The organism is Salana multivorans, assembly GCF_003751805.1.
In the GTDB taxonomy this organism is placed as follows: Bacteria; Actinomycetota; Actinomycetes; order Actinomycetales; family Beutenbergiaceae; genus Salana; species Salana multivorans.
The window spans coordinates 308,607-335,465 of the sequence record NZ_RKHQ01000001.1; the positions used below are offsets into that span (position 1 = coordinate 308,607).

Consider the following 26,859-nt stretch of genomic DNA (forward strand, 5'->3'; position numbering starts at 1 on the left):
AGCCTGTGGAGTCGCGCCCACTGCGCTCCGCCCCCATCGCCAGAAGGAATCGATGTCCCTCCTCCAGCGTGTCGTCATGCCGAGCCCCGACAACTCCGAGGCGCTGCCCCTCTACGTCCAGTCGCCGTGGACGAAGGTGTCCCCGTGGGGCGACGGCCAGACCGAACCCGCGGCGGGAGACGGCCGGCCGATCACCCTCGGGGCCGATCACCTGCTCACACTCGAGCCCGGGATCGAGGCTGGCTTCGGTACCTACGTCAACGCCTTCCCCGCTTCCTACTGGCGCGCCTACACGGTGGTTGAGCACGTCACCCTCGAGCTCGACCTCGAAGGGAGCGGCACGATCTCCGTCTACCGCTCGGATCACGAGGGGCAGCGGTTCGGGATCAGCTATGTTCCGGTACCAACAGGCGGTCGGGTCGAGATCGAGATCCCTCTCGGACAATGTCAAGATGGCGGTTGGATCTGGTTCGAGCTACAGGCGGGCGCCGAGCGCCTAACGCTGCGTTCAGGCGCTTGGACCACCCCGTCAGAGCCGCTCCGAACCGGGCTGACAAGCATCGGCATCACGACTCACAACAAGCCGACCTGGTGCATGTCCTCGCTCCGGCGGCTGGCTGATTCAGCCGACCTACTCGAGCTTGTGACGCAGGTCGTCGTCGTGGACCAGGGCACCGACCTCCTGACGGACGCCGCAGGATTCGACGAGGTGGCGTCCGGCCTCGGCGAGAGACTCAGGGTCGTGCGCCAGGGGAACCTCGGTGGCTCCGGCGGTTTTACCCGAGGAATGATCGAGGCTGTGCACCGCGAGGGCACCGAGAACGCCCTTCTCCTCGACGATGATGTTCGGCTCGATCCCGAGGGGATCCGGCGTGCCATCACGTTCTCCCGCTTCGCGCGCACGCCGGTGATCGTGGGAGGTCAGATGTTCGACCTCAACCGACCCGCTGTGCTGCACGCGTTCGCAGAGTGGGTCGATCCTCAGACGTTCGTATGGGCGCCAGCGCCTCAGAGCCACAGAAAGCACGACTTCTCCCGCCGGTCACTGCTGGAGACCCCGTGGTTGCACAAGCGCATCGAAGGTGACTTCAACGGCTGGTGGATGTGCCTCATTCCGGTGTCGACGTTGAAGGAGATCGGCTACTCGCTCCCGCTGTTCCTCAAGTGGGACGACACCGAGTACGGCTTGCGAGCCGCTGAGCACGGTGTGCCGACCGTGAGCCTGCCGGGTGCGTGGATCTGGCACGTCACGTGGCTCGACAAGGACGACACGCTCGACTGGCAGTCCTACTTTCACGCGCGGAACCGCCTTGTCGTGGCGCTGCTGCACGGCCGCCAGGGGCTCGGAAGCCCGTTGTCAGCACTCGAGTTCCGCTGGCTCGTGCGCCGGACGCTCGCGATGCAGTATGGAACGACCGCTATCCGATTGCGGGCACTCCGCGAGATCCTCCACGGCCCGCACACTCTTCATGAGGGCATCGGCACCGTCATCGCCGACATACGCGCGGAGGCCGCAACGTACGCGGACATGGTGCGCCACGATCCCGCCGATCTCCCAAGTCCTTCGATCGAGGGCACCACCCTCGGTGCCGCGACGACGATGGAGGGCGAGCCACGGGGACTCGGTTTCATTGCCTTCGCCGCCAGGACACTCGTCCGCTCGCTGCTGACGCCGGCCCGGGCTGCGAAGGGCACTTCGCCCCAGGCGAGCTTCGCCCATCGGTACGGCGAGTGGTGGCGTACGCCGCACTTCGACTCCGTCCTCGTGCCCACTGCCGACAACCAGGCCTACTTCTGGTTGCGTCGCAGCCGTAAGCTCATGATCAGGCAGCTGGTGGAGGCGGCTCGTCTCAGCCTCGAGCTGCGGCGTCGGTGGCCGGAGCTGCAGGCCGAGTACCGAGCAGCAGAGGGCGGGCTGACGAGCGAGACGACCTGGCGCCGGACGATCGGGCTCTGACCCGAAGTCTCATCACGGTCCTTCCGACGAGCATCGGCGGAGGGAACACGCGGCCAGAACACCACCGGATCGCCGTCGCCCGTTCACGCTCCCGACTCGTGGTGGTCACGACCGAATGCTAGCCAACGCCGAGGTGTCGATAGACTGATCCGATCGCACACCAAGGAGCCGCGCTTCCCCATGCCTCAGAGTCTGGACGTCACAGTCGAGCGAGTCGTCGTCGATACGACGTGCCTGCGGGGTCGCGCATCGGTCGACGTCATGATCAACGGACATCGAACATGGTCGATCGACCTCGTGAGCTCCGAGGGGTACGCCGATGGATGCTGGACGTGGCCGGCGCCACTGAGGCCCTATCTCGACGGCGTCGCTCAGATCGAGCTGCGCGACTCGGCCACTGGCGAGCTCCTCGCGTCCGCAGACGTGGCTCTCGGCACAAGCAGCGACCCGATCGAGGTGCTCGACTCCGGTAACCGGCACCTGGCGATCAACAAGTGGGGACGCCTCGGCAAGTCGTTCGAGGGCAGCGAGAACACGCTCCGGACTCGGGTGCTGGACCGACTGGACGAGCTCGTCGCCTTCTGCGAGGCACGTGACCTGAGCCCGTTCGTCGTCGGGGGGACGCTGCTCGGCGCCGTCCGCGAGGGGAAGATCCTCGGGCACGACGACGACGCGGATCTCGCCTACCTCTCACACCACACCCACCCGAGCGATCTCGCACTCGAGAGCTTCGCGATCGAGCGCGAGCTGGTCGCTATGGGCATTGAGGTCGTCCGCCATTCGGCCGCGCATCTTCAGCTGACGTGGCGCCACGAGGACGGGACGGTCGACGCCTATGTCGACCTGTTCACGGCCTTTTTCAAGCCGGAGGGGATCATCAACCAGCCCTTCCACGTGCGCGGCCCGATGGACGAGAGCAGCATGCTGCCGTTCTCCGCGGTCACGCTGGAGGGGCGGACCTATCCCGCCCCGGCGGTTCCCGAGGACTGGCTGACCCTGAACTACGACCATAACTGGCGCACACCGCTGCCTGGATACGTGCTGCGGACGCCGGGCTCAACGAAGCGGCGGTTCATGTCGTGGTTCGGGTGGTTCAACTTCCTGCGCGACTACTGGGAAGGGCGTTACGGCGACGGCCCAACTCCGGCCGACCACGACGTACGCGCAGCTGATCGGCTCCACTGCGTCATCCCGCCGGGAGCTCCGGTCCTCGATATAGGTTGTGGCTCCGGGGCGAACGCGGTCCACCTCGCGGACCTGGGCCACCCGACCGTGGCCGTCGACTACTCTCCCGCCGCACTGCAACGAGCGACGGCCCTCGCCCGCGAGCGTGGCGTCGAGGTCGACTGGCGACGTCTCAACCTGGCCGAACATCGCAATACAGCGGAACTGTCGCTGCTGATCCGGGAGACGGCTGAGCCACGACACGTCCTGGTCAGCCATCTTCTGGAGCGCACTGGGAGCCACCTGCGCCGAACAGTGCTCCGTCTTCTGCAGACCTATGTGCGTTCCGGATCCCAGGTGGTGGTCGCTCTCGACACGCAGATCGGCCCCGACTTCGACCGGACCGAGGCGGTGACGTGGCACCTGGAAGTCGGTGCGCTCAAGAAGGAGCTCGCGGACCTGGGCCTCACTGTCAGTGGCATCCGTCCGCTGCGCGAGACACCCAGAGATCGCGCTCGCGGAACCGTCATGTTTGAGGTGGTCCCGATGACGAGCCGACAGCCGGCCAACCCTCACCTCCCGAAGGAGACGGCACGATGAAGCACTCCATCGTCGAAACGCTGCGCAGCATCTCGCCCCGCGCCCTCGATCGCGCCGTGGAGCTGCGCGGTCACCTGCCCGCGAGCCACCAGCGAGTCCGCCGGCTGGAGGAGTCGCTCCAGAACGAGACCGTGTTCATGCTCGTGGAGGCGCTCGCGGAGCTGCGCGCCGAGGTCGCGGAGCTGCGCGCCGAGCTGAACGAGTGCCGCGGCGACGCGCTGCGGATCGCCGAGCTCACGGACATCGTCGAGCAGCGCCTGAGCGGCACGAACCCCGAGCAGCCGTGAGTCCCTCCCCCGAGGCCCCGCCGGAGCACGGCTCGGTCGCCGCCGTCGTCGTCACCTTCAACAGGCGTCGGAAGCTGGAGCGGACGATCGCGGCGCTGCGCGCCTCCGAGGTGCGACCGGACGCGATCATCGTGGTCAACAACGCGTCGACGGACGACACGGCAGAGCTCCTCGCGTCGATCGCCGAGGACGGCGACGTGATCGTGCTCGAGCTCCCGGAGAACGTGGGGGGCGCGGGAGGATTCGCGGCCGGTCTCCAGGAGGGGTGGCGGCTCGGGTTCGACTGGTTCTGGATCATGGACGACGACTGCTACCCGGAGCCGCCAGCGCTTCGACGGCTGCTCGAGGAGCATCGCGCGGTCGAGGCGCACACCGGGGCGCGGGTGCCCTTCTCCTGCTCGCTCGTGCAGGCCGTCGACGGGGCGCTGTGCGAGATGAACGAGGCCGTCACCACCTGGGACTGGCCGCGACCGCTGCTCGCGGGGTTCAACGCCGTCCGCGTCCGCGAGTGCACGTTCGTCTCGGTCCTCTTCCCGGCCGACGTCGTCGAGACGATCGGTCTGCCGCTGGTGGAGTACTTCATCTGGTTCGACGACAAGGAGTACACCAAGCGGGCGACGCGCCGGTTCGGGCCGGGGCTGCAGGTGCTCGACTCGCGCGTCGTGCACGACATGGGCGTCAACCGCGGCGTCGACTACGGCCGCATCACGGACTCGGACCTGTGGAAGTTCCGCTACGGCGCCCGCAACCAGGCCTCCTACCGCTGGCACCACGAGGGTGAGCCGAGCTACCAGGAGTACGCGACGCGCGTGCAGGACCGGATGGCGCGGGCCAACCTGCCGGAGCACCTGCAGGAGACCATGCGCGAGGCGCTCGCCGAGGGGAAGACGTTCAACCCCCAGCCGCGACAGGTCCGTGACCGTCTGCCGTGGGACGAGGCCATCGTCGAGGCCGAGGCCGGACTAGGCTGACGCCGTGCCGGAACCTCGTGAACGCGTTGCACCCGCCCGACGCCGTGACGCCGAACGCGTCACGATCGTCATGCGCACGAAGGACAGGGCTCCCCTGCTCCGGCGCGCGCTGGACGACGTCCTGGCCCAGACCCTCGCGGCCTGGCATCTGGTCGTCGTGAACGACGGGGGGGCCCGGCAGCCGGTCGACGTCCTCCTGACCGAGCGCGAGACGGCCTTCGACGGGCGCGTCGAGGTCGTCCACGTCGACGGCGGCAGCGGCTCGATGGAGGCCGCCGCGAACCTCGGTGTCGAGCGCGCCCGGGGCGACTTCGTCGTCGTGCACGACGACGACGACACGTGGGCGCCCACCTTCCTGGAGGAGATGGTCGCCGCGCTGGACGCGGACGAGGAGGCCGTCGCAGCGGCCGCCCGGACCGAGATCGTCCACGAGGACTTCGACGGGACGTCGGCGACGGAGATCAGGCGTGAGCCCTTCGTCCCGCCGGGCGAGGTCGTCTCGCTCTTCGACCTGCTCAGGACCAACCGTGTCGTCCCGATCTCCCTGCTCGTGCGGCGTCGCGTCTACGACGAGATCGGGCTCTACGACCCGGTGCTCAAGGCGGTCGGCGACTGGGAGTTCAACCTCCGGCTGCTCCAGCACGGGCGGGTCGTCTTCGTGGGGAGCAAGCCGCTCGCGTTCTGGCACCAGCGGCGGCGCGCCGAGGGGACCGCGTCGAACAGCATCTTCGGCGGCGCCGACCACCATCTGTTCTTCGACCGGCACGTGCGCGACCGCGAGCTGCGCGACTACATCGAGCGCAACGGGATCGGTGGCCTGCTGTTCCTCGCCGGCTACATCGAGGAGACCGCCAGGTACTACTCGCTCCAGGAGACGGTCCGCCGCGTGCTCCATCGCGTCCGCGACCGAGGGCGAACGCTCCTGCGCCTCGGCCGTCGTCGATGACGTCGCAGCCGCCTACAACGGAAGGTTCCACCGTGACCCAGCGAGTCGCCGCCGTCGTCGTGACGTACAACCGGCACGACAAGCTCATCACCGTCCTCGACCGGCTACGCTCCCAGACCGCACCACCGGCCTGGGTCGTCGTCGTCGACAACGCGTCGAACGACGGGACGAAGGAGTACCTCGCCGGCCTCGCCGAGGACGCGCTCGGGACCTCGGCGCTGGAGATCATCCGGCTGGAGGAGAACACCGGCGGTGCCGGTGGCTTCGCGACGGGCATGAAGCGCGCGTACGAGCTCGGGGCCGACCTGTTCTGGCTGATGGACGACGACTGCTACCCGGAGCCCGAGGCGCTGGACAAGCTCGTGGACGGACACGCCGAGGCCCAGCGCACCATGCCCGGTGGCGTCGCCTTCGCCTGCTCGCTCGTCCTCTACCGCGACGACGAGATCGCCGAGATGAACATCGCCGCACCGGACTGGAAGTGGGCGACGCTGTGGGCGAAGGGGCAGCGCTCCGCCCTGGTGCAGACCTGCTCGTTCGTGTCGGCGCTGTACACCCGCGAGACCGTCGAGCGCATCGGCCTCCCCTTCCGGGAGTACTTCATCTGGTTCGACGACGCCGCCTACGCGCGGCTCGCGAGCGTCGGGGTCGGACCGGGCGTGTGCATCCTGGACAGCAAGGTCCTCCACGACACCCCCACCAACCTGCCGCCCGACTTCTCGAAGATCGACGAGTCGAACGTCTGGAAGTTCGCCTACGGAGCACGCAACGAGGCCTCGTTCCACCTGCACCACGGGTCGCTCCTGGCGTACCTGCGGTTCTGCGCCCGCGTCGAGATCCTCATGCACCGCGGGCGGGTCTCCTGGCGGCTGCGTCGCCGGATCACCCGGCAGCTGCTCGCGGCCGTCCGGTTCAACCCGGCGGCCGAGCGCGTGGCCTGAGCACGGACCAGCGAACTCGGCTACTGTCGCTGAACGAGGCCCCGACCCACTCGCTGACGAGCTCAGGAAGGCCTCCTCCCCAGCGCGATCGGAGAGAAGACCGTGTCCAGCCTCTCCGCCTCCCTGCCCCGGGTGTCGATCACCGACCGGGGGCTCACGATCGACGGGGACTGCTCGAGCACCGAGGTCGTCGACGTCTGGTTCGAGGGCCACCGCGTCTGGTCGGCGAGGCTGCCCGACGAGGTCGGAGCCCCGCACCTCCTCCCGTGGCATCCAGCACTCGAACCCCACCTGCGCGGGACCGCGGACGTCACCGTACGCCGATCCTCCGACGGCGAGCTGCTCGCCGAGGGGACCGTCACGTTCCCCGGCGGAGGTCGGGTGCGTGTCGTGGACCCGGCGGGCCGCTGGCTCCAGGTGAGCAAGTGGGATCAGCTGGGTGTCTCGTTCGAGGGTCAGGATCCCGAGCTCACGCACCGCCTGCTCACGAGCTCGGACCGTCTGGTCGAGAACCTCCTCCGGTGGGGATACCAGCCCTACATCGTGGGCGGAACCCTTCTCGGCGCCCTGCGCAGCGGCGAGCTGTTGCCGTTCGACGACGACGTGGACCTGGCGTGGCTCAGCCCGGTCTCCGACCCGATCGGTCTCGCGCTCGGCAGCTACCGCATGCAGGACCTGCTGGAGGAGGCGGGGTACTTCGTCGTGCGCCACAGCCAGACCCACATCCAGGTGACGTTCCTCGGTCCCGACCGACGTGGCGACCACCACGTCGACATCTTCACGGGCTGGCACCGCGACGGCGTCTACTACCAGCCCTTCGCGCTCGCCGGTGATCTTCCTCCCGAGGCCATCCTCCCGCCGACGACGTTGAGCGTGTCGGGTCACGAGTATCCCGCCCCCGCGCGTCCCGAGGCCTGGCTCGAGTTCGCGTACGGCCCGCGATGGCTGGTTCCCGATCCGTCGTTCCGGTTCGAGACACCGCGGCACATCCAGCGCTTCTTCCGCATGACGTTCGGGACCTACAACGCCAATCGCCTCTTCTGGGAGCTGCACTACGGCGCGCGACGAGACCGGGACGAGAGCGAGGACGGTCTCGCGACCGTCGCCGAGCTCTGTCGGATGGCACCGCGCGGAGCACCCGTCGTCGATCTCGGGTGCGGTGACGGACGCCTGACCGACGCACTCGCGGAGAGCGGCCTCGACGTCGTCGGGGTCGACTACAGCATCGAGGCGCTCGCGCTCGCTCGAGGTGCCTCGCGCACCGACGCCACGTTCGCCTACCTCAACCTCAACGACGGATACGACGCCGCACGGTTCGTCCGGCGCATGCGCGGACGTGGGCCCTGGTGGGTCTTCAGCAGAGAGACCTTGCACACGATCCCGAAGGACGGCAGGATCACCGCCTTCGCGACGATCGCCGGCCTGCTCGGGCCGCAGACGTGCGCGCTGCTCACGGTGTTCACGGACTTCGCCGAGAACTTCGACCGGCCGGACCCGTCGACGTGGCACATGCGCGAGCAGTGGGTGCGGGAGGAGGCTGGAGCGGCCGGCCTCAGCGTCGAGGTCACCGGCACGCGCCGTGTCCCGCACGCCTCGGGCCACCGGCTGGAGGCCACGATGATCCTCCGCCTCTCCTCGGCGGACCTCGATGAGCCCGAGCCGACAAACCTCAGGAGGATGGAGTGATGGGTTCGATGAGAGAGCTGCTTCGCCGCATCGCCCGGCGCATCGCGCCCGGTCCAGTCGCGGCGCTGGACACCGTGCCGCAGCACGCGCAGGCGCTGGAAGGGCTGGCCGAGGAGATCGTCACGCTCCGGGCCGAGCTCGCCGCGCTGCGGACGGAGGTCACCGAGCTGTCGGCCTCGCTCGGGCGTCAGCAGGACGACCTCGATCTGCTCCGCCGGGACCAGCGCCGCTACGTCGAGCTGTACGCGGTGGTCCGCGGGCTCGAGGACGGGTCCGCGGTCACGGCTGGGAGCTGACGTCCGCCCCGGCGCCGCTGCCGGAGCGACGACGCTGGATCACCTCGGCCAGGGCCAGGTCGTTGCGCGTCGTGATCTTGATGTTGTCGTCGTCCCCCAGGACGATGCGCACCCGGTGACCGGTGAACTCGGCGACCAGGTCGGCGTCGTCGCTGACCCGGCGGTACTCGGACCGCAGGGCCGCACGGTACGCGTGCTCCAGCAGGTCGCGCCGGAACACCTGGGGTGTCTGCCCGAGCCACGAGTGCGCTCGGTCGAGCGAGCCGGTGACGTACTCGTCGTCGTCCACGAGCTTGAGCTGGACGACGGTGGGGATGCCGAGCATGGCGGCACCCTCGGACACCCCGGCCTCGAGCACCCTCTCGATGTGCTCGGAGCGCACGAAGGGCCGTACCCCGTCGTGCACCAGGACGATGTCTCCGGTGGTCGCCGCCAGCCCGTTCCACGCGGAGACGAAACGCTCGGAACCGCCGTCGACGAGCGTCACCGGGAGGCCGGCGTCCTCGACCAGGATCTTCCGGTAGACGCCCCGGAAGTCGGCGTTCACCGTGACGACCACCTCGTCGATGAGCGGGTGCACGACCTGCCGGACCGTGCGCTCCAGGACGCTCACACCGTCGATCGGAACCAGCAGCTTGTTGCTGCCGAACCGGGTCGCCCTCCCGGCACACGTGACGATGGCGGACACGCGGTGCGTGCCGATCACGAGACACCTCCCGGGCGCACCGCGTCCGAGGCGTCGGCCGTCCGGCACCGCACGAAACGCCGGAGGTCGTCCAGGACCTGCCGTTCGGAGGCGACGTAGCCCGTCGGTCCGCCGACGAGGTCGCTGTGCCGCGTCCGCATGTCCCGGGTGTACATCGTCGCGTAGCGCGACGGGGGCTCCGGCGGACGCTGACCGCGGATGTCTCGACCGAACACCTCGGCGGCGACCCGCCAGCTCGGGAGGGGCGGCGTGGCCAGGTTGAGCGAGGCCAGCTCGTTGGCGAGGGCGAGCTCGATGTCCGACCACAGCCGGCCGAGGTCGTAGTACTGGAACTCGCCGTCCGGGTCGATGTGCTCGACCCGGTGATCGCGAAGGAGATCGTTGACGATCCCCTTCCTCATGTTCCGACCGAAGAGCTGGGGCAGCCGCACGATGGTCGCCGGGAACCGCGATGCGAGAAGCCGCTCGAGGAGCAGCCGGTTGCGGCCGTACGGGGTGAGGGCTTCCCCGGCCAGCGGCGTCGACTCGTCGGGACTGCCACCTCCGGGATAGACGCACACGCTGGAGATCAGCACCAACCGCTCGATCCGCGCGCTCGAGATCGCGGCCGCGATGCCCTCGATCTCTGCGCGGTCGAGATCCTCGTTCTGGTTGATCCGGTGGGAGTCCGCGCGGGCGGCGGCACTGACCACGAGGTCGTAGCGACGCCCGGCGATCTCCTCGAGGTTCCTCGAGTTGTAGAGGTCGTCGAAATCGTGCGCCGCGGCGATGTTCGAGCCAACGAATCCCGTATGACCGACCAGTGCCGTGCGCACGACGCTCCCGCTGCTCAGTCGGTGAGCTTGTTGTCCACCATCGACAGCGCGGCACCGATCGCCATGTGCATGTCGAGGTACTGGTACGTGCCGAGCCGCCCGCCGAAGTAGACCTGCGGCTCGGCCTCGGTCAGCTCGCGGTAGCGCAGCAGACCGGCGCGGTCGGCCGGCGTGTTCACCGGGTAGTACGGCTCGTCGGTGCGCGTGGCGAAGCGGGAGAACTCGCGCATGATGACCGTCTTGTCGGTCGGGTAGTCCCGCTCGGGGTGGAAGTGCCGGAACTCGTGGATGCGCGTGTAGGGGACGTCGGAGTCGGCGTAGTTCATCACGCTCGTGCCCTGGAAGTCCCCGATCGGGAGGACCTCCTCCTCGAAGTCGAGCGTGCGCCAGGACAGCTCGCCCTCCGCGTAGTCGAAGTAGCGGTCGACCGGGCCCGTGTAGACCACGGGCACCTGGCCGACGACGGCCGCCTTGTTGACCGGCTGGGCCGTGTCGAAGAAGTCCGTGTCGAGGCGCACCTCGATGTTCGGATGGTCCGCCATGCGCTCGAGCCAGGCCGTGTACCCGTCGACGGGCAGGCCCTCGTGCGTGTCGTTGAAGTAGCGGTTGTCGTACGTGTACCGCACGGGGAGGCGGGAGATGATCGACGCCGGGAGCTCTCGCGGGTCGGTCTGCCACTGCTTGGCGGTGTAGTCACGGATGAACGCCTCGTACAGCGGGCGACCGATGAGGTTGACCCCCTGCTCGTCGAGGTTCTCCGGGGTCCTGCCGCCCAGCTCGGCCGCCTGCTCGCGGATCAGCTCGCGCGCTGCCTCCGGTCCGTGCGCCGACCGGAAGAACTGGTTGATCGTGCCGAGGTTGATCGGCATCGGGAACACCTCGCCGCGGTGCGTCGTGTACACGCGGTGCACGTACGGCGTGAACGCCGTGAACCGGTTGACGTACTCCCAGACCCGCTCGTTCGACGTGTGGAACAGGTGTGCCCCGTACCGGTGGACCTCGATGCCGGTCTCCGGCTCTGCCTCGGAGTATGCGTTCCCTCCGATGTGGTGCCGCCGATCGACGATCAGGACCTTCCGACCTCGCTGGGCCATCTGCTCGGCAACGGTGAGACCGAACAGGCCCGAACCGACCACGACGAGATCAGCGTTCACGATGTTCCTTCGGCTTGGGAGCGACGACCGTCAGCGGTCAAGGGTACCGTCGAGGCCGTGGCTCCGTCGTGCGGAACCACGCGACGGAACCCCTGCGACGGAGGGCACGGCATGAAGAGGGTCATCACCTACGGGACGTTCGATCTGCTGCACTACGGGCACATCAACCTGCTGCGTCGGGCAAAGGCGGAGGGCGACTACCTCATCGTGGCGCTGTCGACCGACGAGTTCAACGCCGGCAAGGGCAAGAAGGCCTACTTCTCCTACGAGGAGCGCAGGGGGATGCTCGAGGCGATCCGTTACGTCGACCTGGTGATTCCCGAGGTCACCTGGGAACAGAAGGCCGAGGACATCGTGAGCTATCGGGCCGACAAGCTCGTCATGGGCGACGACTGGGCCGGCAAGTTCGACCACTTCGGCCACCTCGCCGAGATCGTCTACCTCCCCCGCACGCCCGAGATCTCGACGACACAGATCAAGAACGACCTCACCGACCCGCTCCCGTGACCCGTCCTGACACGTCCCGACCCCGCGCGGCCCGACCCCGACCCGTGGAACCACCGCCGGTGGGATACTCGATCCGTGCCTGACGACAGCCCCGCCACGCGTGGTCCTCGAACGCAGCCCGACCCCTTCGACCCCGCGAGCGTCGCGATCGTCGTCGTCACGTACAACCGGAGTCACCTGCTCACGACGCTGCTGACGTCGATCTGCGCGATGGAGCCGAAGCCCGGACGCATCGTCGTCATCGACAACGCCTCCGACGACGACACCACGGACGTGGTCGAGTCCTACCGCGAGCGCCTCGCCGCCGCCGGGACCGAGCTGGTCTACCGCCGCCTCGACACCAACACCGGCGGCTCCGGCGGCTTCAGCGCCGGGATGGAGACGGCCTACGGCCTCGGCGCCGAGTGGATCTGGCTCATGGACGACGACGTCGAGGTCATCCCCGACGCACTCGCCCTGCTCGGACGGTGGACCCCCCGGTTCAGGAGCATCCAGGGGCGTCGCTACGACTACGACGGCTCACCGTTCTACTGGCAGTACCGCATCGCGCCGCGGATGGGCATCCCGATCCCGTTCGCGCCGAGCAAGTTCGACGCCAGCGGCTACAAGCCCATGAACTCCGGCTGCTTCGAGGGAATGTTCGTCCATCGCAGCATCGTCCAGCGGATCGGCCTGCCGGACCCCCGGTTCTTCATCTACTGGGACGACCAGGTGTACGGCTGGCTGGCGTCGCGGATCACGCGGTCGGTGGCCGTCGAGGACTTCATCCTGCGCCGCACGCGCGACATCAAGATGGTCAACCTCGGGGTGCGCAACCTGCGGGCGTCGAGCGACGCGTACCGCTACTACATCATGCGTAACCGCGGCTACATCAAGCAGTACTATCGGGCCTACGGTGCCTACAGCCCGCTCCTGTTCGCCGCGGGCACGGCCGCGACCTTCTGCAAGGAGCTGATCCGGCTCGTCGCGGTGGAGCGCCGGTCCATCGCCGGGGCGAAGAATCTCTGGCGGGGCCTGCGGGACGCTCGCGAGGTCGCCGCCGACACGACCTGGCGGCCGATGCCCCCGCTGCCGGTGGAGTAGGCGCCTCGACTCACCCCGACCTCGCCGGCCAACGCGCACACACCTTTCACAGGTCGAGCGCGCGACCGCCCTCACGCCCGCGCTCCCGCCACCTACGATCGTCGGGATGGCCAGACAACCCGCCCCCCGCAAGTCCTTCCGGCACGCCCGGAGGCTGCCGCGTCGCCACGTCCTGCGGGCGATCGCGTGCGTCGTCGCGGGTGCCCTCCTGTTCGCCGGGACCGGTGCGTACGCGCTCTACTCCGAGCTCATGGGCAACATCTCCTCCGACTACTCGGTGGACGACTTCCGCACCACGACGCCGACGCCCACGCCGTCGGACACGGACACACCCGACCCCACCCCGACCGACCCGCGCGCCGGCCAGGAGATCAACATCCTGCTCATGGGCACGGACACGCGAGCGGGTGAGAACGCCGATGGCACCGACATCGAGGGGGCGCGCGCGGACACCACGATCCTGCTGCACATCCCGGCGGACCGCTCGCGCGTCGAGGCTGTCTCGATCCCGCGTGACCTCCTCACGGACATCCCCTCCTGCCCGATGAATGCCGACGGCTCGAAGACGAGCTACGAGCAGGACATGGAGATGTTCAACGCGGCGTTCATGACCGGCGCCTGGGAGGGCGACCTCGGGCTTGGAGCGCTCTGCACGCTGCTCACCGTGGAGAAGATGACGGGTCTCACGATCGACGACTACGCCGTGGTCGACTTCTCGGGTTTCAAGCGCGTGGTCGACACGATCGGTGGCGTCCCGATGTGCATCACCGAGCCGCTCAAGAACGCCGACGCGGTGATCGACCTCCAGCCCGGCTACCAGACGCTCAACGGCGAGCAGGCCCTCGGCTTCGCCCGGATGCGCAAGGGCCGCGACGACGGCTCGGACATCAAGCGCATCGGTCACCAGCAGGAGCTGCTCGCCGCGATCGTCCGCCAGGTGCTGTCGAAGAACCTCGTGACGGACTCGTTCCAGCTGGTCCAGTTCCTCGACGCCGTCACCTCCTCGCTGACGACGAGCCAGGGACTCAGCAACCCGATGCAGCTGGCCGGGCTCGCGAACGTCCTCGCACCGATCGGCGCCGAGGGGGTGACGTTCGTGACCATGCCGACCGAGGAGTACTCGCAGAACAAGAACCGCCTCGTCGCGAGCGCCGAGGCGGAGGTCCTGTGGGACCGCCTCCGGAACGGCATTCCCGTCAACTCCGCCTACGAGCCGCCGGCCAGCACCGGCGCGACGGCTGCCACGGCCACGGACGGCACCACTTCGGCCGCGCCCGACGGAACGGCCCCTGCCGAGGACGCCACCGCGGACGAGACCGCGGACACGTCGACGACCGAGCCGACCGAGACGCCCACCGACCCGTGGGACCTCAAGACGGGCCTCACCGAACCGGCCTGCTGACCCGCGCGCCTACCGCTCGCGCTCCCACGTCGGCACCTACCGTGGGCCGCGTAGCGCCGACCGCCGAAGGAGCACCATGCCCGACGACGTGATCCCGCCGTCGTTCGAACCCGGCAGCGGCCGCAGGATCGATCCCGTCCCCCCGCGGACCGAGCGCGCGCGCCCGGCTGCCGCGCCCAGCCCCGGACGGACGACGTCGGACGGCGCGTCGCCAGCCCCCCGTCGCGTTCCCCGGAGCGCGGCGGCACCCCCGCGCTCCGGCGCGACTCCCGGAGCACCCGCGCGTCGTCCGGCCGCCCGTCCGCCCCGGACCGCGCCGGACGTCGACCCGAGCGCCGGCCTCGACGAGACCGCGGCGCGGCCGATCCCCGTGCGGGGCAGCGGAGCGTCCGGCCGATCGCGGACCGACCCGGCACTCGGCGCGACCCGCGCGGTGCCGATGGGGACGCCGCCGGCCTCGGGCGCCCGCCCGGTCCGCGTCGGTGGTTCGGCAGGCTCCAGCAGGCCCGGCGGCCCCGGCGGCCCCGGCGGCCCCGGGCGCCCTCCGGGCGGTGCCCCGCGACCGAGTGCCCGTCCACCGTCGCGCAGCCGGGCCGTCTACCGGCGGCGCCGGATCGTCGTCGGCATCCTCGTCGTCCTCGTGCTGCTCCTGGCCTGGCCGATCGGGCTCGTGGTGTGGGCGAACGGGAAGATCCAGCACGTCGACGCGCTCACGGACCGCGCCCCGACCCCGGGCACGACCTACCTGCTCGCCGGGTCCGACTCCCGCGACGACGGCTCGGTCGGCGACCAGCCCGACGTCACGGGCGCCCGGACCGACACGATCATGCTGCTGACGGCTCCCGCGAGCGGAACGCCCTCGCTGATCTCGCTCCCCCGAGACGTCCCGATCGACTACCCCGGCCAGGGGAAGGTGAAGCTCAACGCGGCCTACGTCTACGGCGGCCCGGAGGGGCTCGTCTCGGCGGTCGAGGGGCTGACCGGGATCACGGTCGACCACTACGTGGAGATCGGGATGCTGGGCGTGGAGAACGTCGTCGACGCCGTCGGCGGCATCAACCTGTGCTGGGACACCGAGGTGCACGACCCGGAGTCCGGCATGGAGTGGACGCCCGGCTGTCATGACGTCGACGGCGCCCAGGCGCTCGCCTTCGCGCGGATGCGCAAGGCCGACCCGACGGGCGACATCGGCCGTCAGCTCCGCCAGCGCATGGTGATCCAGGCGGTCATGAGCGAGGTCAAGGGCACGGACGTCCTCGTGCCGGGGACGCAGGTCAAGCTGGTCAACGCCGTCACCGGGTCGCTCGTCACGAGCACCGGGACCGGCATCATCGACCTGGGGAAGATGGCGCTGACCTTCCGCGACGCGACCGGCCCGAACGGCTACCAGGGCACCCCGCCGATCGCCGACTACGACTACCGCGGCGACGGGATCGGCTCGACGATCCTGCTCGACCCGGACGGCTCGGCCCTCATGTGGCAGCAGATCCTCGACGGGACGCTCCCGAAGGCGAAGGACGCCGAGGGCTGACGGCCTCAGGGGACGGACACGCCGACGGCGCGACCCGAGCCGCCGAGGACCACATCCTCCCCCGCCGTGATGAAGACGGCCCGGCCGCGCTCCAGCAAGACCCGCTCGTCCGGCGTCGAGACCTCGAGCGACCCGTCGAGCACGAGCAGGATGCGCGGGCCGGGGTGCCCGAGATGCACCGGGGCGCCGTCCGTCTCGATGACGGCCAGCTCGAAGTCCTCGACGGGGGCGTAGTACATCTCGATGCCGTCGTCGACCCGCTCGGGCGCCACGCGCATCGGCGGGGCGGGGCGGACGTCGACGATGCCCATGAGCGCGCGCGCGTCCACGTGCTTGGGGGTGAGACCGGCCCGCACCACGTTGTCGGAGCTCGCCATCGCCTCGACGCCGAACCCGGACACGTAGGCGTGCACGCAGCCGGCGGGCACGAACATGACCTCGCCCGGCTTGAGCGTGACCGGGTTGAGCAGCAGCGAGGCCACGACGCCGCGGTCGCCCGGGAAGGCCTCGGCGAGGGCCAGCGCCACACGATCGGAGTGCTCCGAGGGGCTCTCCCCCGCCGCCAGGCGCTGACGCAGGAGCGCGACGACGGCGTCGACGTCGTGGTCACGGTCGCGGGCTCCCAGCAGCAGGTACTCCAGCGCCGAGCGCATCCCCTCGGCCGAGGAGCCGTGCCGCACGCGCTCGACGGCCTTGGTCACCAGCGGCACGTCCAGCCCGGCCAGGACCTGGAGCGCGCGGCGGGCCGTCCGGAAGCCGCTCAGGGCCTCGAACTCGGTCAGCGCGAGCAGCATCTCCGGCTTGTGGTTGGCATCCCGGTACGTGCGGTCGGGCGCGTCGATCGGCTTGCCGGAGCGCTCCTCGCGCACGAACCCGAGCGCCGCCTGCTCAGCCGAGGGATGCACCTGCAGCGACAGCGGCCGCGCCGGCGCCACCACCTTGAGCAGGAACGGCAGCCCGCTCCCGAACCGCTCGGCGACGTCCTCCCCCAGCATGCGCACCGGATCGGCCGCGATGACCTCCCCGAGGTGTCGGTGCGTGCCCTCGACGATGACGGCGGCATGGTCCGTCGCATCCGTGTCGTCGACGATGCCCGTGACGAGCGAGGGCGCGACGGGGTGGGCTCCGAACCATGCTTCCGCGACGGGCGACCCGTCGGCCGTCAGCCCCAGGAAGTCGGGGATCGCGGTCGGCGAGCCCCAGTCGTAGGGCATCGTCGCGGGCGAGAGCAGGAGCATCCCTCGACCCTACCGAGCCGCCGGCCGCGACGGAGGACGGGTGGCGGGACGAACGCGCCCGCACCCGAAGGCGTCGGTAGGCTCGTGGGATGCCCCAGCCCACGGTCGCCGTCGTCGGCGGCGGTCAGCTCGCCCGGATGATGCAGCAGGCGGCGATCGGACTCCAGGTCCGGCTCGTCGCCCTCGTCGAGTCGCCCACCTCCTCGACCGCGCAGGTCGTCCCCGACGCGCGCGTCGGTCGGGCCGACGACGTCGCGGCCCTGACGGCGCTGGCGCACGAGGCCGACGTCCTCACCTTCGAGCACGAGCACGTGCCCAACGCTGCCCTCGCGGAGCTGCGCGCCGACGGTCACCCGGTCGAGCCCGGGCCGGAGGCGCTCGTCCACGCGCAGGACAAGCTCGTCATGCGCCGTCGGCTCACCGAGCTGGGCGTGCCGTGCCCCCGGTGGCGGGTCGCGCACTCGGCGAGCGACGTCGCGGAGTTCGGCGACGAGGTCGGCTGGCCCGTCGTCGTCAAGACGCCGCGGGGTGGCTACGACGGCAAGGGCGTCGCACTCGTCGAGCGCGCGGACGTCTCGGCGGGCGGTCCGGCGGGCGGCGCGGGGCTCCCGTTCGAGCTCGACGCCGACCACCCCCTGCTCCTCGAGGAGCGCGTGCCGTTCACGCGCGAGCTCGCGGCCCTCGTCGCGCGGCGTCCGAACGGCGAGCTGCGCACGTGGCCCGTCGTGGAGACCATCCAGCGCGGGGGCGTGTGCGCCGAGGTCCTGTCCCCCGCGCCGGACCTCAACCCCACCACCGCGCGCCAGGCCGAGGGGATCGCGCGGCTCGTCGCGGAGGGGCTCGGCGTCACCGGCGTGCTGGCGGTCGAGATGTTCCTCGTCGAGTCCGAGGGCGAGCCCGATCGCCTGCTCGTCAACGAGCTCGCCATGCGCCCGCACAACTCGGGCCACGTCACGATCGACGCCCACGTGACCTCGCAGTTCGAGCAGCACCTGCGGGCCGTGCTCGACCTGCCCCTTGGCGAGACCGCCCAGCGGGCGCCGTGGGCAGTCATGGCGAACCTTCTGGGGTCCGAGCTGGCCGAGCCGTCGTCGTCCTACGCGACGCTGCTCGCCGAGCTGCCCGCCGCCAAGGTCCACCTGTACGGCAAGGAGGTGCGGCCCGGGCGCAAGCTCGGTCACGTCACCGTCGTCGGGGACGACCTGGACGTCCTGCGCGCGCAGGCGGCACGCGCGATCGAGATCCTCTCCGGGAAGGCCGAGTCATGAGCGCACCGTCCGAGAACACCGCCCCGCTGGTCGGGATCGTCATGGGGTCGGACTCCGACTGGCCCACCATGGAGGCCGCCGCCGACGCGCTCGCCGAGTTCGGGGTGCCCGTCGAGGTCGACGTCGTCTCGGCCCACCGCATGCCGACCGAGATGATCGAGTACGGGCGCGGTGCCGCCGCGCGCGGCCTGCGGGTCATCATCGCCGGGGCCGGCGGCGCGGCCCACCTGCCCGGCATGCTCGCGTCGGTCACGCCGCTGCCCGTCATCGGGGTGCCCGTCCCGCTGCGCTACCTCGACGGGATGGACTCGCTCCTGTCGATCGTGCAGATGCCCGCCGGCGTCCCCGTCGCGACCGTCTCGATCGGCGGGGCGCGCAACGCCGGGCTGCTGGCCGCCCGGATCCTCGCGTCCGGCGCGGGTGACGAGGCCGCGCGGCTGCGCGGGCGGATGGAGGAGTTCCAGGCCGAGCTGGGCCGCGTCGCCCACGCCAAGGGCGCCTCGCTGCGCGCCTCCCGCAGGCAGACGACGGGGTTCTCCGCCGGCTGACGACGCGCCGGGGGCGCGCCGATGCGCCGCGGCCTAGGCCGCCGGCCCCCCGCGGCGGAACGTCCAGAACTTGTTCACGAGGAAGTTGATCGGCATCGTCACGACGATGGTGATGAGCTGCGCCCAGTACTCCCGCGAGTGCAGCCCCATGTCCTCGTGGAACCAGGGCGAGGGCAGGTAGATCGGCGAGGACGGGTTCGTCAGCGCGATCTTGATGAACAGGCCGACGAACGCCGCGACGCTGCCGACGAGCAGGAACCGCCAGAACTCCGACCACCACGCCCCGGCGAGCGGCGCGTCCGGTCCGATCTCGCGGAACGTCCACGACCGGTTGAGCTGGAAGTTGAAGAGGTTCGCGACGAGGAACGCGACGATCCACACGAGCGAGGTGAACCGGACGTTGAAGTCCGTCCCCGGGATCGGGAACAGGATCTGCTGCGCGTTCGCCGGCCCGCCGTTGAGGGCGTTGAGCCCGATCGCCACCGCCATGTTGACGACGACGCCGGCGCCCCCGACGAGTCCGAACATGACCGCCTGACGCAGCAGCAGCCCGATCCGGCGCCGCCGGCGCTGCGGTGCCCGCGGGGAGCCCGCTGGCTCGACCGGCTCGAGCGGGATCTCGGGGCCGGCATCGGTTGTCATCGACATCGCGGTCAAGACTACGGGCGCGTCACGGCTGCCGTCGCGTCGTCCGCGACCCGTTCGCCACGCTCACGGCCGCCGCCGGCGGCGGCCGACCGCCACGAGCGCCCCGGGCGGAAGGACGCGCGCCGGGTCGAGCGCACCGGGCGCGGCCGAGAGGAAGATCTGGAAGACCGCCGGGACGGCCTGGACGAGCTCGAGCTTGCCGCCGTCGCTCGCGACGAGGTCGCGCGCGAGCGCGAGGCCGAGCCCCGTGCTCTTCCCGCCCGACACCGACCGCTCGAAGATCCGCGGCGCCAGCTCCGGCGCGACGCCAGCCCCCTCGTCGCTCACCTCGATGACGACGGACTCGCGCGAGGTCGTCGGTCGCACGGAGACCCGCGTCGTGCCGTCGCCGTACTTGAGGGAGTTCTCCAGCAGCGTCGCGAGCACCTGCGCCAGCGCGCCGGGCGTCGCGAGGACGGCCGTCGACCCGGCCGGGGAGAACACGAGCGAGCGGCCGGCCTTGCCGTAGCTCGGCCCCCACTCCTCCTCCTGCTGCGCGAACACCTCCGCGAGCGCCACCACCCCCGTCGTCCCGCCGGCTGCCTTGCGCGAGCGGGACAGGAGGTCGTCGACGACGCCGACGAGGCGTTCCACCTGCTCGAGGCTGATCCGGGCCTCCTCGCGCACGTCCTCCTGCTCGGAGAGGAGCTGGATCTCCTCGAGCCGCATCGACAGCGCGGTGAGCGGCGTGCGGAGCTGGTGGGAGGCGTCGGAGGAGAACTGGCGCTCGGCCGCCAGCCGCGCGGCGAGCCGGTCGGAGGTGCGGCCGAGCTCGGCCGCCACGAGGTCGATCTCCTCGATGCCGGTGTCGGCCATCCGCGGCCGAACCTGGCCGGAGCCGAGCTGCTCGGCCGAGGCCGCGAGCAGGAGCAGCGGCGCGGCGAGCCGTCGGGCCTGCCAGCGGGCGAGCCCGACGGCGACGAAGATCGCGACGACGGACATGCCCGTGACCAGCAGGATCGCCTGGGCCATCCGCCACGCGAGCTCGTCCCCGCTGATCGAGACGAGGACGTTGGCGCCGGAGGTCGTGTTGATCTCACGGGTGACGGTGCGCCCCTCGGGCATGTCGGGCCCGACGATCACGACGTTGCCGCGCGGCTCCGTCACCTCGATGCGGATGGGGAGCTGGTTGCCCTCCGAGACGAGCGGGGCGACGAGGTCCTCCGTCACGACGTCGCGCACGGCCACGCGTCGCTCGACGAGGCGGGCGACGAGCTGGGCACGCACCTCGAGGCTCGCCTCGATGCCGGAGCGGACCGTCAGGGCCGAGAGGATCGCGGCGGGCACGCCGACGAGCAGCACCGCGACGACCACCGCGGCGATCGTCGCGGTGAGAAACCTCCGTTGCACCGCACCACCCGGCCGCTAGGACCCGGCCGCTAGGCGGGGGTCGCCTCGAAGCGGAAGCCCATGCCGCGCACCGTCGAGATGTAGCGGGGGGCGCCCGCGTCGTCGCCGAGCTTGCGGCGCAGCCACGAGACGTGCATGTCGAGGGTCTTGGTCGAGCCCGTCGGGTCGGACGCCCACACCTCGCGCATGAGCGCCTCGCGCGAGACGACCGAGCCGGCGTCGCGGACGAGCACCCGCAGGAGGTCGAACTCCTTCGCGGTGAGCTGGAGCTCGCGCTCGCCCTGGAACGCGCGGTGCGCCGACACGTCGACCCGCACGTTCTGCGCGACGAGCTCGTCGGACTCCTCGCCCTCGACGCCCGCGCGGCGCAGCAGCGCCCGGACGCGGGCGAGCAGCTCGGCGAGCCGGAACGGCTTCGTCACGTAGTCGTCGGCTCCGGCGTCGAGCCCGACGACGAGGTCGACCTCGTCGGCCCGCGCCGTCAGCACGAGGATCGGGGTCGACATCGCCTGCGAGCGGATCCAGCGCGCGACGTCGAGCCCGTCCATGTCCGGCAGCCCGAGGTCGAGGACGAACAGGTCGGCCGTGTGCGCGTCGTCGATCGCTCCGCGGCCGGTCCCGTGGACGGAGACCTCGTACCCTTCGCGGGCCAGGGCGCGCGCGAGCGGCTCGGCGATCGCGGGGTCATCTTCAGCGAGCAGCACCTTGGTCACACCTGCATGGTAAACCAGACGGCTCGCTGCGGTCCGTTCCGGTGCAAGGTCCGTTATCGATTCGGTATAGATGCGGCCCGGCTCAGGACCTTCGCTCTCCGAGACGCCGCACCGGGCGAGAGTCGATGCTCGCTCGCCGGCGCTCGCTCCTGGCGGCGAGCAACAGCGCGACGAGGATCAGGGGAAACGCGACGATCGCCAGCACCCACCACTCCCAGTCGAGGACGAAGCTGAGGACCCCGGTCAGGACGAGACCGCCCACGGCAACCCAGACCTGCAGGTTCTTCATCGGTTCTCCTAGGGGACACCTCGGGCTACCGGGGCACGTCGCCCACGACAGCACCGATTCTCCTCGAACGGGCACGACCGTGCCAGCGCGTCGTCCGTCGCTGTTCGCTCCACGCGCGCGGGTCGGTCGCCCCGCCACGACGCGGACGCACGGAGCCGCGACCGGCGCCCGTCCGAGCGGCGCCAGCTTCCCGGCCTAGGCCCCCGCGATCCCCCGGCGGCGCAGCAGCACCGGCTCGACCGTCCCGATCCCGGCGGCGACGGCGGGCGGGAGCAGCGTGCCGTCGACCAGGTCGACGAGCGCCGAGCCCTCGACGAGCTGCCACGTCGCGACGTCGGTGAGGAGCTGCCCGGGCTCGGCGAGATCGGCCAGCCGCGCCGCGAGGTTGACCGACGGCCCGAACACGTCGCCGCTGCGCGGGAGGATCCGGCCCCACGTCACCGCGCCGTGCACCTCGAGCGGGACCGGCGCCTCGCGGTAGGTCTCCGACAGCCCGAGCGCGGCGCGCAGCCCCGTCGCGAGGTCGTCGGCGACGAACAGCACGCCGTCGCCCATGGTCTTGACGACGCGACCGCCGACCTCGGTGATGACGTCCCGCGCACGCTCCTCGAACGCCACGACGAGCTCGGCCAGGTCCGACGCACCGAGGTCGAGCGTGCGCGAGGTGTAGGAGACGACGTCGCAGAACCCGATGGCGCGCTCCAGCGGCAGCTCGTCACCCGTCGCCTGGTTGCCGAGGTGGGCGACGGAGCGTTCGGTGCGGTCGAGCAGCGAGAGCAGGTGGCGTCGCCACGCGTGCGTGACGAGCAGCTCCAGCGGCTCGATCGTGTCGCCGATCGTGTCGACGACGACGAGGCGGGCCGACACGTCGTCGAGCTCGAAGCGTTCCTCCGCATCGGCGACGAGTGCCTCGAGCTGCCACACGGCGAGCCGGTCGGCGGAGTGCGCGGCGCCGCGGACGAGGGTGCGCAGGGCGTCGTCGGACAGGCCGAGCCTCTCGACGAGGGTGAGCGCGGCCCGCAGCGCCTCGACGTCGGAGCCGGCGAAGACGCGGGAGCTCGCCGGCACGCCGGCGAAGCCGAGCGCGCGCCAGAACTGCAGCACCCGCGCAGCGCTCGTCCCGACCTCGCGCGCGACGTCGTACGCGTCCATCGTCGGCAGCGTCCCGAGCAGGACCTCGGTCTGCCGCGCGAGGGTCGGGCGCTCGTCGGGGACGGGCGCGCTCGGTCGCGCGTCGTCGTCCCGGACCTGTGCCACGGACCAAACCCTAGTCACGGGCGTCCCACCACGAGGTGCGGTCGGGGACGGAATCGATCACGGTACGGCCCGCACCACGCCGAGGCGCTCGCGGCCCTCGACGCGCTCGCGTCGGGCAGCGCCCCCTGGGCCGTCCCGTGGCCCTGCGTCCACGAGTTCCTCGCCGTCGTGACGCGGCCACGGCTCTATCAGCCACCGTCGACAGCGGCGCAGGCCATGGCGGCGGTCGAGGCGATCGGGCGGCTCCCCGCGACGACCTTCCTGCACGAGACGCCGGACCACCTCGACGTGCTCGCCGCCCTGCTGGCGGACGCGCCGGGCGTGGTCGGCCCGCGCATCCACGACGCGCGCATCGCCGCACTCTGCCTGGCAAACGGGGTCTCCGAGCTGTGGTCGGCCGATCGCGACCTCACCTGGTTCCCCCGGCTGCGCGTGGTCAACCCGCTGGTCGGCGCGCGGAGCTGAGGGGAACGGCCGCCGGTCAGCCCGCGCGGAGGTGCGCGACGTCGCCGGCCGCCACGTCGTGCAGGGTCCCGCCGTCCCGGACGACGAGCCGGCCGTCGGCCCCCAGCGCCTCGGCGATCCCCGTGAGGGTGCGCCCGCCCCCGAGCTCGACCGACACGCGTCGGCCGAGCGTGTCGAGGCGGGCCGCGACCTCCTCGCGCAGGACGGCGAACCCACCCGCGCGCCAGCGCTCGACGAGCGGCGCCAGCTCCGCCCCGAGCGCCCCGGCGAGCGCCAGGGGATCCGGGGCGGAGGGAGCGCCGGCGTCGTCGTCCACCGGCCCGGCCGCGAGCGCAAGGGACGTCGCCCACGGCACGGGCAGCTCGCGCTGGCACACGTTGATCCCGACGCCGAGGATGACGGCGTCCGGCTGCGCCTGGGCGAGGATCCCGCCGACCTTCCGGATGCCGACCCACCCCGGGGCGACCGCGTCGTCGGCCGCGCTCGGGTCGACCACGACGACGTCGTTCGGCCACTTCAGCCCGAGGTCGACGCCGGGGACGACGCGCTCGCACGCTCGCACGGCCGCGAGCCCGGCGACGAGCGACAGCGTCGGCCACTCCTCGCGCGGCAGCGGCCCCGGCTCGACCACGACGGAGATCGTGAGCGCCTGCCCGGGGGGTGTCGTCCACCCCCGGCCGAGCCGGCCGTGGCCCGCGCTCTGGTGGCGCGCCACGAGCGCGGACAGGTGCGGCCACGCCGCGGGATCGGCGGCGCGCAGGGCGGTGAGCTCGTCGTTCGTCGACGGGCTCTCCTCGACGACCACGAGCCGGGCGAGTCCAACCTCATCAGCCATGCGGGCCAGCGTGCCACGGTAGCCTCGCGTTCGTGAGCGACGACGTGACCCAGACGCCTGCCCCCGCGCCGACTCCGGCGCCGACGACGGCCGACCGGCTCGAGGAGCTGCGGCGACGCCGTCGCGAGGACATCGAGGCCGCGGCGGCCGCGGCGGAGGCCAAGCAGGGCGCGCGCGGGAAGGGCTCGGCGCGTGGCCGCATCGACGCGCTGCTCGACCCGGGCTCCTTCACGGAGATCGATGCGTTCGCCCGGCACCGTTCCCGCGCCTTCGGCCTGGACAAGCGGCGCCCGGCCGGCGACGGCGTCGTCATCGGCCACGGCACGATCGACGGGCGCCGCGTCTGCGTCTACAGCCAGGACTTCTCCGTCTTCGGGGGCTCGCTCGGCGAGGTGCACGGCGAGAAGATCGCCAAGATCCAGGACTTCGCGCTGCGCACGGGCGTCCCCATCATCGGGATCAGCGACGGCGGCGGCGCCCGCATCCAGGAGGGGGTCGCGGCGCTCACGCAGTTCGCGGAGATCTTCCGGCGCAACGTCGCCGCCTCGGGCGTCGTACCGCAGATCTCGCTCATCCTCGGCCCGTCGGCCGGCGGCGCGGTCTACTCCCCCGCGCTGACGGACTTCATCGTGATGGCCGACCAGACGTCGAACATGTTCATCACCGGGCCGGACGTCATCCGCGCGGTGACGGGCGAGGACGTCGGCTTCGAGGAGCTCGGCGGCGGACGCACGCACAACGAGCGGTCGGGCGTCGCGCACTACCTCGCGGCCGACGAGGAGGAGGCGTTCGAGTACGTCCGCGCGCTCCTGTCCTACCTGCCGTCGAACAACCTGGCCGACCCGCCCGCCTACGACGACGCCGCGGAGGACGACGTGGTCGAGGTGACCGACGAGGACCTGGCGCTCGACACCGTCGTCCCCGACTCGGACAACCAGCCCTACGACATGCGCGCGGTGATCGGCCGCGTGCTCGACGACGACGTGCTGCTGGAGGTGCAGCCGCTGTTCGCGCGCAACGTGATCGTCGGCTTCGGGCACGTCGAGGGTCACGCGGTCGGCGTCGTCGCCAACCAGCCGCTCGTCATGGCCGGGACGCTCGACATCGACGCCGCCGAGAAGGCCGCCCGGTTCGTCCGCACGTGCGACGCGTTCAACATCCCCGTCCTCACGTTCGTGGACGTGCCCGGCTTCCTGCCCGGGACCGACCAGGAGTGGAACGGCATCATCCGCCGCGGCGCCAAGCTCATCTACGCGTACGCCGAAGCAACCGTGCCGCTCGTCACCGTCATCACGCGCAAGGCGTACGGCGGCGCGTACATCGTCATGGGGTCCAAGCAGCTCGGGGCCGACGTCAACCTGGCGTGGCCGACCGCGCAGATCGCCGTCATGGGCGCCGCCGGGGCCGTCAACATCCTGCAGCGCGCGCCGCTCGCGGCGGTGGCGGCCGACGGCGGCGACGTCGAGGCCGAGCGAGCCCGCCTCGTCGTCGAGTACAACGAGGCGATCGTCAACCCGTGGGAGGCGGCCGACCGCGGCTACGTCGACGCGGTCATCGCCCCGTCCGAGACGCGCGTCCAGGTGGTGTCGGCCCTGCGGGCCCTGCGGACGAAGCGCGCGGCCCTGCCGCCCAAGAAGCACGGGAACATCCCGCTGTGAGCGCGGACGAGGGTGACGCGGGCATCGCGTCCGGCACCGCGGGCGGTGTCGACGGCGAGCTCGGCGGCGCGAGCGGGGCGGACCTTCCCGGCGCCTCGGACCGGACGCGCCTCGGCGAGCTGTACGGCGAGATGCCACCGGCACGCTCCGAGACCGCGGCGTCCGACGGGACGGCCGCCGGGCAGGCCGGCGTCGCGGAGCCGGTCGTCCGCGTCGTGCGCGGCGAGCCCGACGCCCTCGAGCTGGCGGCCCTCATCGCGGGGCTGACGGCGGCTGCGTCCTCCGTCGACGACTCGGAGGAGGAGGCGACGCGGCACCGCTGGGCCGATCGGTCGCACGCCCTGCGCGGCGGGGACCGCGGCCTCCCCGAGCGCGGCGCGAACGCCTGGCGCTGGTCGCTCCACCCCTGATCCCGCCGCCCGCCTCCGACATCGGGGTGGGTCCGATCGCCATACGCGACCCGGTCCACCCCGACGTCGGAGCGGGTCCGACGTAGGGTTGTGGA

Annotated in this window: 27 protein-coding genes; 17 read left to right on the forward strand and 10 right to left on the reverse strand. The window is 71.2% G+C overall.

What is annotated here, in order from left to right; genetic code table 11:
- Nucleotides 1–52: 52 nt before the first annotated feature.
- The 8 genes from EDD28_RS01540 to EDD28_RS01575 all read left to right on the forward strand — a co-directional run bounded on the left by EDD28_RS01540 (nucleotide 53) and on the right by EDD28_RS01575 (nucleotide 8,848).
- Entirely contained in the window at nucleotides 53–1,957 is a 1,905-nt protein-coding gene (locus EDD28_RS01540; protein WP_123738028.1) for a glycosyltransferase, read from the forward strand.
- A gap of 180 nt (nucleotides 1,958–2,137) precedes the next feature.
- Nucleotides 2,138–3,721: a class I SAM-dependent methyltransferase gene (locus EDD28_RS01545; protein ID WP_123738029.1), complete on the forward strand. Its 1,584-nt coding sequence runs from the start codon at nucleotides 2,138–2,140 to the stop codon at nucleotides 3,719–3,721.
- Nucleotides 3,718–4,008 carry a DUF6752 domain-containing protein gene (locus EDD28_RS01550; protein ID WP_123738030.1) on the forward strand — a complete coding sequence of 97 codons (291 nt, stop codon included), beginning with the start codon at nucleotides 3,718–3,720 and terminating at the stop codon, nucleotides 4,006–4,008. The genes EDD28_RS01545 and EDD28_RS01550 overlap by 4 nt, the downstream gene beginning before the upstream one ends.
- The gene (locus EDD28_RS01555) at nucleotides 4,005–4,979 is read left to right on the forward strand and encodes a glycosyltransferase (RefSeq protein ID WP_123738031.1); all 975 of its coding nucleotides are present in this window, start codon (nucleotides 4,005–4,007) and stop codon (nucleotides 4,977–4,979) included. The genes EDD28_RS01550 and EDD28_RS01555 overlap by 4 nt, the downstream gene beginning before the upstream one ends.
- 70 nt (nucleotides 4,980–5,049) lie before the next feature.
- On the forward strand, nucleotides 5,050–5,925 hold the full coding sequence (locus EDD28_RS01560) for a glycosyltransferase family 2 protein (RefSeq protein WP_123738032.1): 876 nt from the start codon (nucleotides 5,050–5,052) through the stop codon (nucleotides 5,923–5,925).
- A 32-nt stretch (nucleotides 5,926–5,957) separates the two neighbouring features.
- Nucleotides 5,958–6,866, forward strand: a complete 909-nt coding sequence (locus tag EDD28_RS01565) for a glycosyltransferase (RefSeq protein ID WP_245967867.1) — start codon at nucleotides 5,958–5,960, stop codon at nucleotides 6,864–6,866.
- Between the two features lie 102 nt (nucleotides 6,867–6,968).
- Complete coding sequence (locus tag EDD28_RS01570; protein ID WP_123738034.1) at nucleotides 6,969–8,552, forward strand: class I SAM-dependent methyltransferase; 1,584 nt, start codon at nucleotides 6,969–6,971, stop codon at nucleotides 8,550–8,552.
- Nucleotides 8,552–8,848 (forward strand): hypothetical protein, encoded by a 297-nt coding sequence (locus tag EDD28_RS01575; protein WP_123738035.1) that lies wholly within the window; start codon nucleotides 8,552–8,554, stop codon nucleotides 8,846–8,848. Before EDD28_RS01570 ends, EDD28_RS01575 begins: the two co-directional genes overlap by 1 nt.
- Here the strand turns inward: EDD28_RS01575 and EDD28_RS17225 are convergent.
- The 3 genes from EDD28_RS17225 to glf are packed head-to-tail and all read right to left on the reverse strand — an operon-like array spanning nucleotide 8,832 to nucleotide 11,523.
- Nucleotides 8,832–9,554 (reverse strand): IspD/TarI family cytidylyltransferase, encoded by a 723-nt coding sequence (locus tag EDD28_RS17225; protein ID WP_170169313.1) that lies wholly within the window; start codon nucleotides 9,552–9,554, stop codon nucleotides 8,832–8,834. The genes EDD28_RS01575 and EDD28_RS17225 overlap by 17 nt on opposite strands.
- Nucleotides 9,551–10,369: an NAD-dependent epimerase/dehydratase family protein gene (locus EDD28_RS17230; protein ID WP_170169314.1), complete on the reverse strand. Its 819-nt coding sequence runs from the start codon at nucleotides 10,367–10,369 to the stop codon at nucleotides 9,551–9,553. The genes EDD28_RS17225 and EDD28_RS17230 overlap by 4 nt, the downstream gene beginning before the upstream one ends.
- Before the next feature lie 14 nt (nucleotides 10,370–10,383).
- A complete protein-coding gene (glf, locus tag EDD28_RS01590) occupies nucleotides 10,384–11,523 on the reverse strand; it encodes a UDP-galactopyranose mutase (RefSeq protein WP_123738037.1) in 1,140 nt (379 codons plus the stop codon).
- Between the two features lie 111 nt (nucleotides 11,524–11,634).
- On the opposite strand from glf, the gene tagD reads away from it, so the two are divergent.
- The 4 genes from tagD to EDD28_RS01610 all read left to right on the forward strand — a co-directional run bounded on the left by tagD (nucleotide 11,635) and on the right by EDD28_RS01610 (nucleotide 16,046).
- Nucleotides 11,635–12,030 carry a glycerol-3-phosphate cytidylyltransferase gene (gene tagD / locus EDD28_RS01595; protein ID WP_123738038.1) on the forward strand — a complete coding sequence of 132 codons (396 nt, stop codon included), beginning with the start codon at nucleotides 11,635–11,637 and terminating at the stop codon, nucleotides 12,028–12,030.
- 75 nt (nucleotides 12,031–12,105) lie between these two features.
- On the forward strand, nucleotides 12,106–13,113 hold the full coding sequence (locus tag EDD28_RS01600; RefSeq protein ID WP_123738039.1) for a glycosyltransferase: 1,008 nt from the start codon (nucleotides 12,106–12,108) through the stop codon (nucleotides 13,111–13,113).
- Between the two features lie 106 nt (nucleotides 13,114–13,219).
- A complete protein-coding gene (locus EDD28_RS01605) occupies nucleotides 13,220–14,515 on the forward strand; it encodes an LCP family protein (RefSeq protein ID WP_123738040.1) in 1,296 nt (431 codons plus the stop codon).
- Between the two features lie 76 nt (nucleotides 14,516–14,591).
- Complete coding sequence (locus EDD28_RS01610) at nucleotides 14,592–16,046, forward strand: LCP family protein (protein ID WP_245967868.1); 1,455 nt, start codon at nucleotides 14,592–14,594, stop codon at nucleotides 16,044–16,046.
- A gap of 5 nt (nucleotides 16,047–16,051) precedes the next feature.
- On the opposite strand, the gene manA is transcribed toward EDD28_RS01610, so the two are convergent.
- Nucleotides 16,052–17,284 carry a mannose-6-phosphate isomerase, class I gene (manA, locus tag EDD28_RS01615; protein WP_123738041.1) on the reverse strand — a complete coding sequence of 411 codons (1,233 nt, stop codon included), beginning with the start codon at nucleotides 17,282–17,284 and terminating at the stop codon, nucleotides 16,052–16,054.
- Between the two features lie 89 nt (nucleotides 17,285–17,373).
- Here manA and EDD28_RS01620 point away from each other — a divergent pair, with 89 nt between their 5' ends.
- Both EDD28_RS01620 and purE read left to right on the forward strand, forming a co-directional pair.
- Nucleotides 17,374–18,552, forward strand: a complete 1,179-nt coding sequence (locus EDD28_RS01620; protein WP_123738042.1) for a 5-(carboxyamino)imidazole ribonucleotide synthase — start codon at nucleotides 17,374–17,376, stop codon at nucleotides 18,550–18,552.
- Entirely contained in the window at nucleotides 18,549–19,100 is a 552-nt protein-coding gene (purE, locus tag EDD28_RS01625) for a 5-(carboxyamino)imidazole ribonucleotide mutase (protein ID WP_123738043.1), read from the forward strand. The genes EDD28_RS01620 and purE overlap by 4 nt, the downstream gene beginning before the upstream one ends.
- Nucleotides 19,101–19,133: 33 nt before the next feature.
- Here purE and EDD28_RS01630 read toward each other — a convergent pair whose 3' ends face one another.
- From EDD28_RS01630 to EDD28_RS01650, 5 genes are all read right to left on the reverse strand, one after another.
- Nucleotides 19,134–19,748 (reverse strand): GtrA family protein, encoded by a 615-nt coding sequence (locus EDD28_RS01630; RefSeq protein WP_211339085.1) that lies wholly within the window; start codon nucleotides 19,746–19,748, stop codon nucleotides 19,134–19,136.
- Nucleotides 19,749–19,811: 63 nt separating this feature from the next.
- Nucleotides 19,812–21,137, reverse strand: coding sequence for an ATP-binding protein (locus tag EDD28_RS01635; RefSeq protein WP_123738044.1), 1,326 nt, complete (start codon nucleotides 21,135–21,137; stop codon nucleotides 19,812–19,814).
- Between the two features lie 29 nt (nucleotides 21,138–21,166).
- Nucleotides 21,167–21,850 carry a response regulator transcription factor gene (locus EDD28_RS01640; protein ID WP_123738045.1) on the reverse strand — a complete coding sequence of 228 codons (684 nt, stop codon included), beginning with the start codon at nucleotides 21,848–21,850 and terminating at the stop codon, nucleotides 21,167–21,169.
- Between the two features lie 82 nt (nucleotides 21,851–21,932).
- Nucleotides 21,933–22,139 (reverse strand): hypothetical protein, encoded by a 207-nt coding sequence (locus EDD28_RS01645; RefSeq protein WP_123738046.1) that lies wholly within the window; start codon nucleotides 22,137–22,139, stop codon nucleotides 21,933–21,935.
- 195 nt (nucleotides 22,140–22,334) lie between these two features.
- A complete protein-coding gene (locus tag EDD28_RS01650) occupies nucleotides 22,335–23,396 on the reverse strand; it encodes an adenylate/guanylate cyclase domain-containing protein (protein WP_170169292.1) in 1,062 nt (353 codons plus the stop codon).
- Nucleotides 23,397–23,612: 216 nt separating this feature from the next.
- Here EDD28_RS01650 and EDD28_RS17620 point away from each other — a divergent pair, with 216 nt between their 5' ends.
- Nucleotides 23,613–23,861 carry a type II toxin-antitoxin system VapC family toxin gene (locus EDD28_RS17620; RefSeq protein ID WP_211339086.1) on the forward strand — a complete coding sequence of 83 codons (249 nt, stop codon included), beginning with the start codon at nucleotides 23,613–23,615 and terminating at the stop codon, nucleotides 23,859–23,861.
- A 16-nt stretch (nucleotides 23,862–23,877) separates the two neighbouring features.
- On the opposite strand, the gene EDD28_RS01660 is transcribed toward EDD28_RS17620, so the two are convergent.
- A complete protein-coding gene (locus EDD28_RS01660) occupies nucleotides 23,878–24,696 on the reverse strand; it encodes a biotin--[acetyl-CoA-carboxylase] ligase (protein WP_123738048.1) in 819 nt (272 codons plus the stop codon).
- Between the two features lie 32 nt (nucleotides 24,697–24,728).
- Here EDD28_RS01660 and EDD28_RS01665 point away from each other — a divergent pair, with 32 nt between their 5' ends.
- On the forward strand, nucleotides 24,729–26,354 hold the full coding sequence (locus EDD28_RS01665; RefSeq protein WP_245967869.1) for an acyl-CoA carboxylase subunit beta: 1,626 nt from the start codon (nucleotides 24,729–24,731) through the stop codon (nucleotides 26,352–26,354).
- Nucleotides 26,351–26,764: an acyl-CoA carboxylase subunit epsilon gene (locus EDD28_RS01670; RefSeq protein WP_123738049.1), complete on the forward strand. Its 414-nt coding sequence runs from the start codon at nucleotides 26,351–26,353 to the stop codon at nucleotides 26,762–26,764. The genes EDD28_RS01665 and EDD28_RS01670 overlap by 4 nt, the downstream gene beginning before the upstream one ends.
- The last annotated feature ends 95 nt before the right edge of the window (nucleotides 26,765–26,859 follow it).

Coding starts and splice junctions, on each gene's coding strand:
- EDD28_RS01540 (WP_123738028.1), top strand. CDS start 53: ATGTCCCTCCTCCAGCGTGTCGTCATGCCGAGCCCCGACAACTCCGAG.
- EDD28_RS01545 (WP_123738029.1), top strand. CDS start 2,138: ATGCCTCAGAGTCTGGACGTCACAGTCGAGCGAGTCGTCGTCGATACG.
- EDD28_RS01550 (WP_123738030.1), top strand. CDS start 3,718: ATGAAGCACTCCATCGTCGAAACGCTGCGCAGCATCTCGCCCCGCGCC.
- EDD28_RS01560 (WP_123738032.1), top strand. CDS start 5,050: ATGCGCACGAAGGACAGGGCTCCCCTGCTCCGGCGCGCGCTGGACGAC.
- EDD28_RS01575 (WP_123738035.1), top strand. CDS start 8,552: ATGGGTTCGATGAGAGAGCTGCTTCGCCGCATCGCCCGGCGCATCGCG.
- tagD (WP_123738038.1), top strand. CDS start 11,635: ATGAAGAGGGTCATCACCTACGGGACGTTCGATCTGCTGCACTACGGG.
- EDD28_RS01605 (WP_123738040.1), top strand. CDS start 13,220: ATGGCCAGACAACCCGCCCCCCGCAAGTCCTTCCGGCACGCCCGGAGG.
- EDD28_RS01610 (WP_245967868.1), top strand. CDS start 14,592: ATGCCCGACGACGTGATCCCGCCGTCGTTCGAACCCGGCAGCGGCCGC.
- manA (WP_123738041.1), bottom strand. CDS start 17,284: ATGCTCCTGCTCTCGCCCGCGACGATGCCCTACGACTGGGGCTCGCCG.
- EDD28_RS01620 (WP_123738042.1), top strand. CDS start 17,374: ATGCCCCAGCCCACGGTCGCCGTCGTCGGCGGCGGTCAGCTCGCCCGG.
- purE (WP_123738043.1), top strand. CDS start 18,549: ATGAGCGCACCGTCCGAGAACACCGCCCCGCTGGTCGGGATCGTCATG.
- EDD28_RS01630 (WP_211339085.1), bottom strand. CDS start 19,748: ATGTCGATGACAACCGATGCCGGCCCCGAGATCCCGCTCGAGCCGGTC.
- EDD28_RS01645 (WP_123738046.1), bottom strand. CDS start 22,139: ATGAAGAACCTGCAGGTCTGGGTTGCCGTGGGCGGTCTCGTCCTGACC.
- EDD28_RS17620 (WP_211339086.1), top strand. CDS start 23,613: ATGGCGGCGGTCGAGGCGATCGGGCGGCTCCCCGCGACGACCTTCCTG.
- EDD28_RS01660 (WP_123738048.1), bottom strand. CDS start 24,696: ATGGCTGATGAGGTTGGACTCGCCCGGCTCGTGGTCGTCGAGGAGAGC.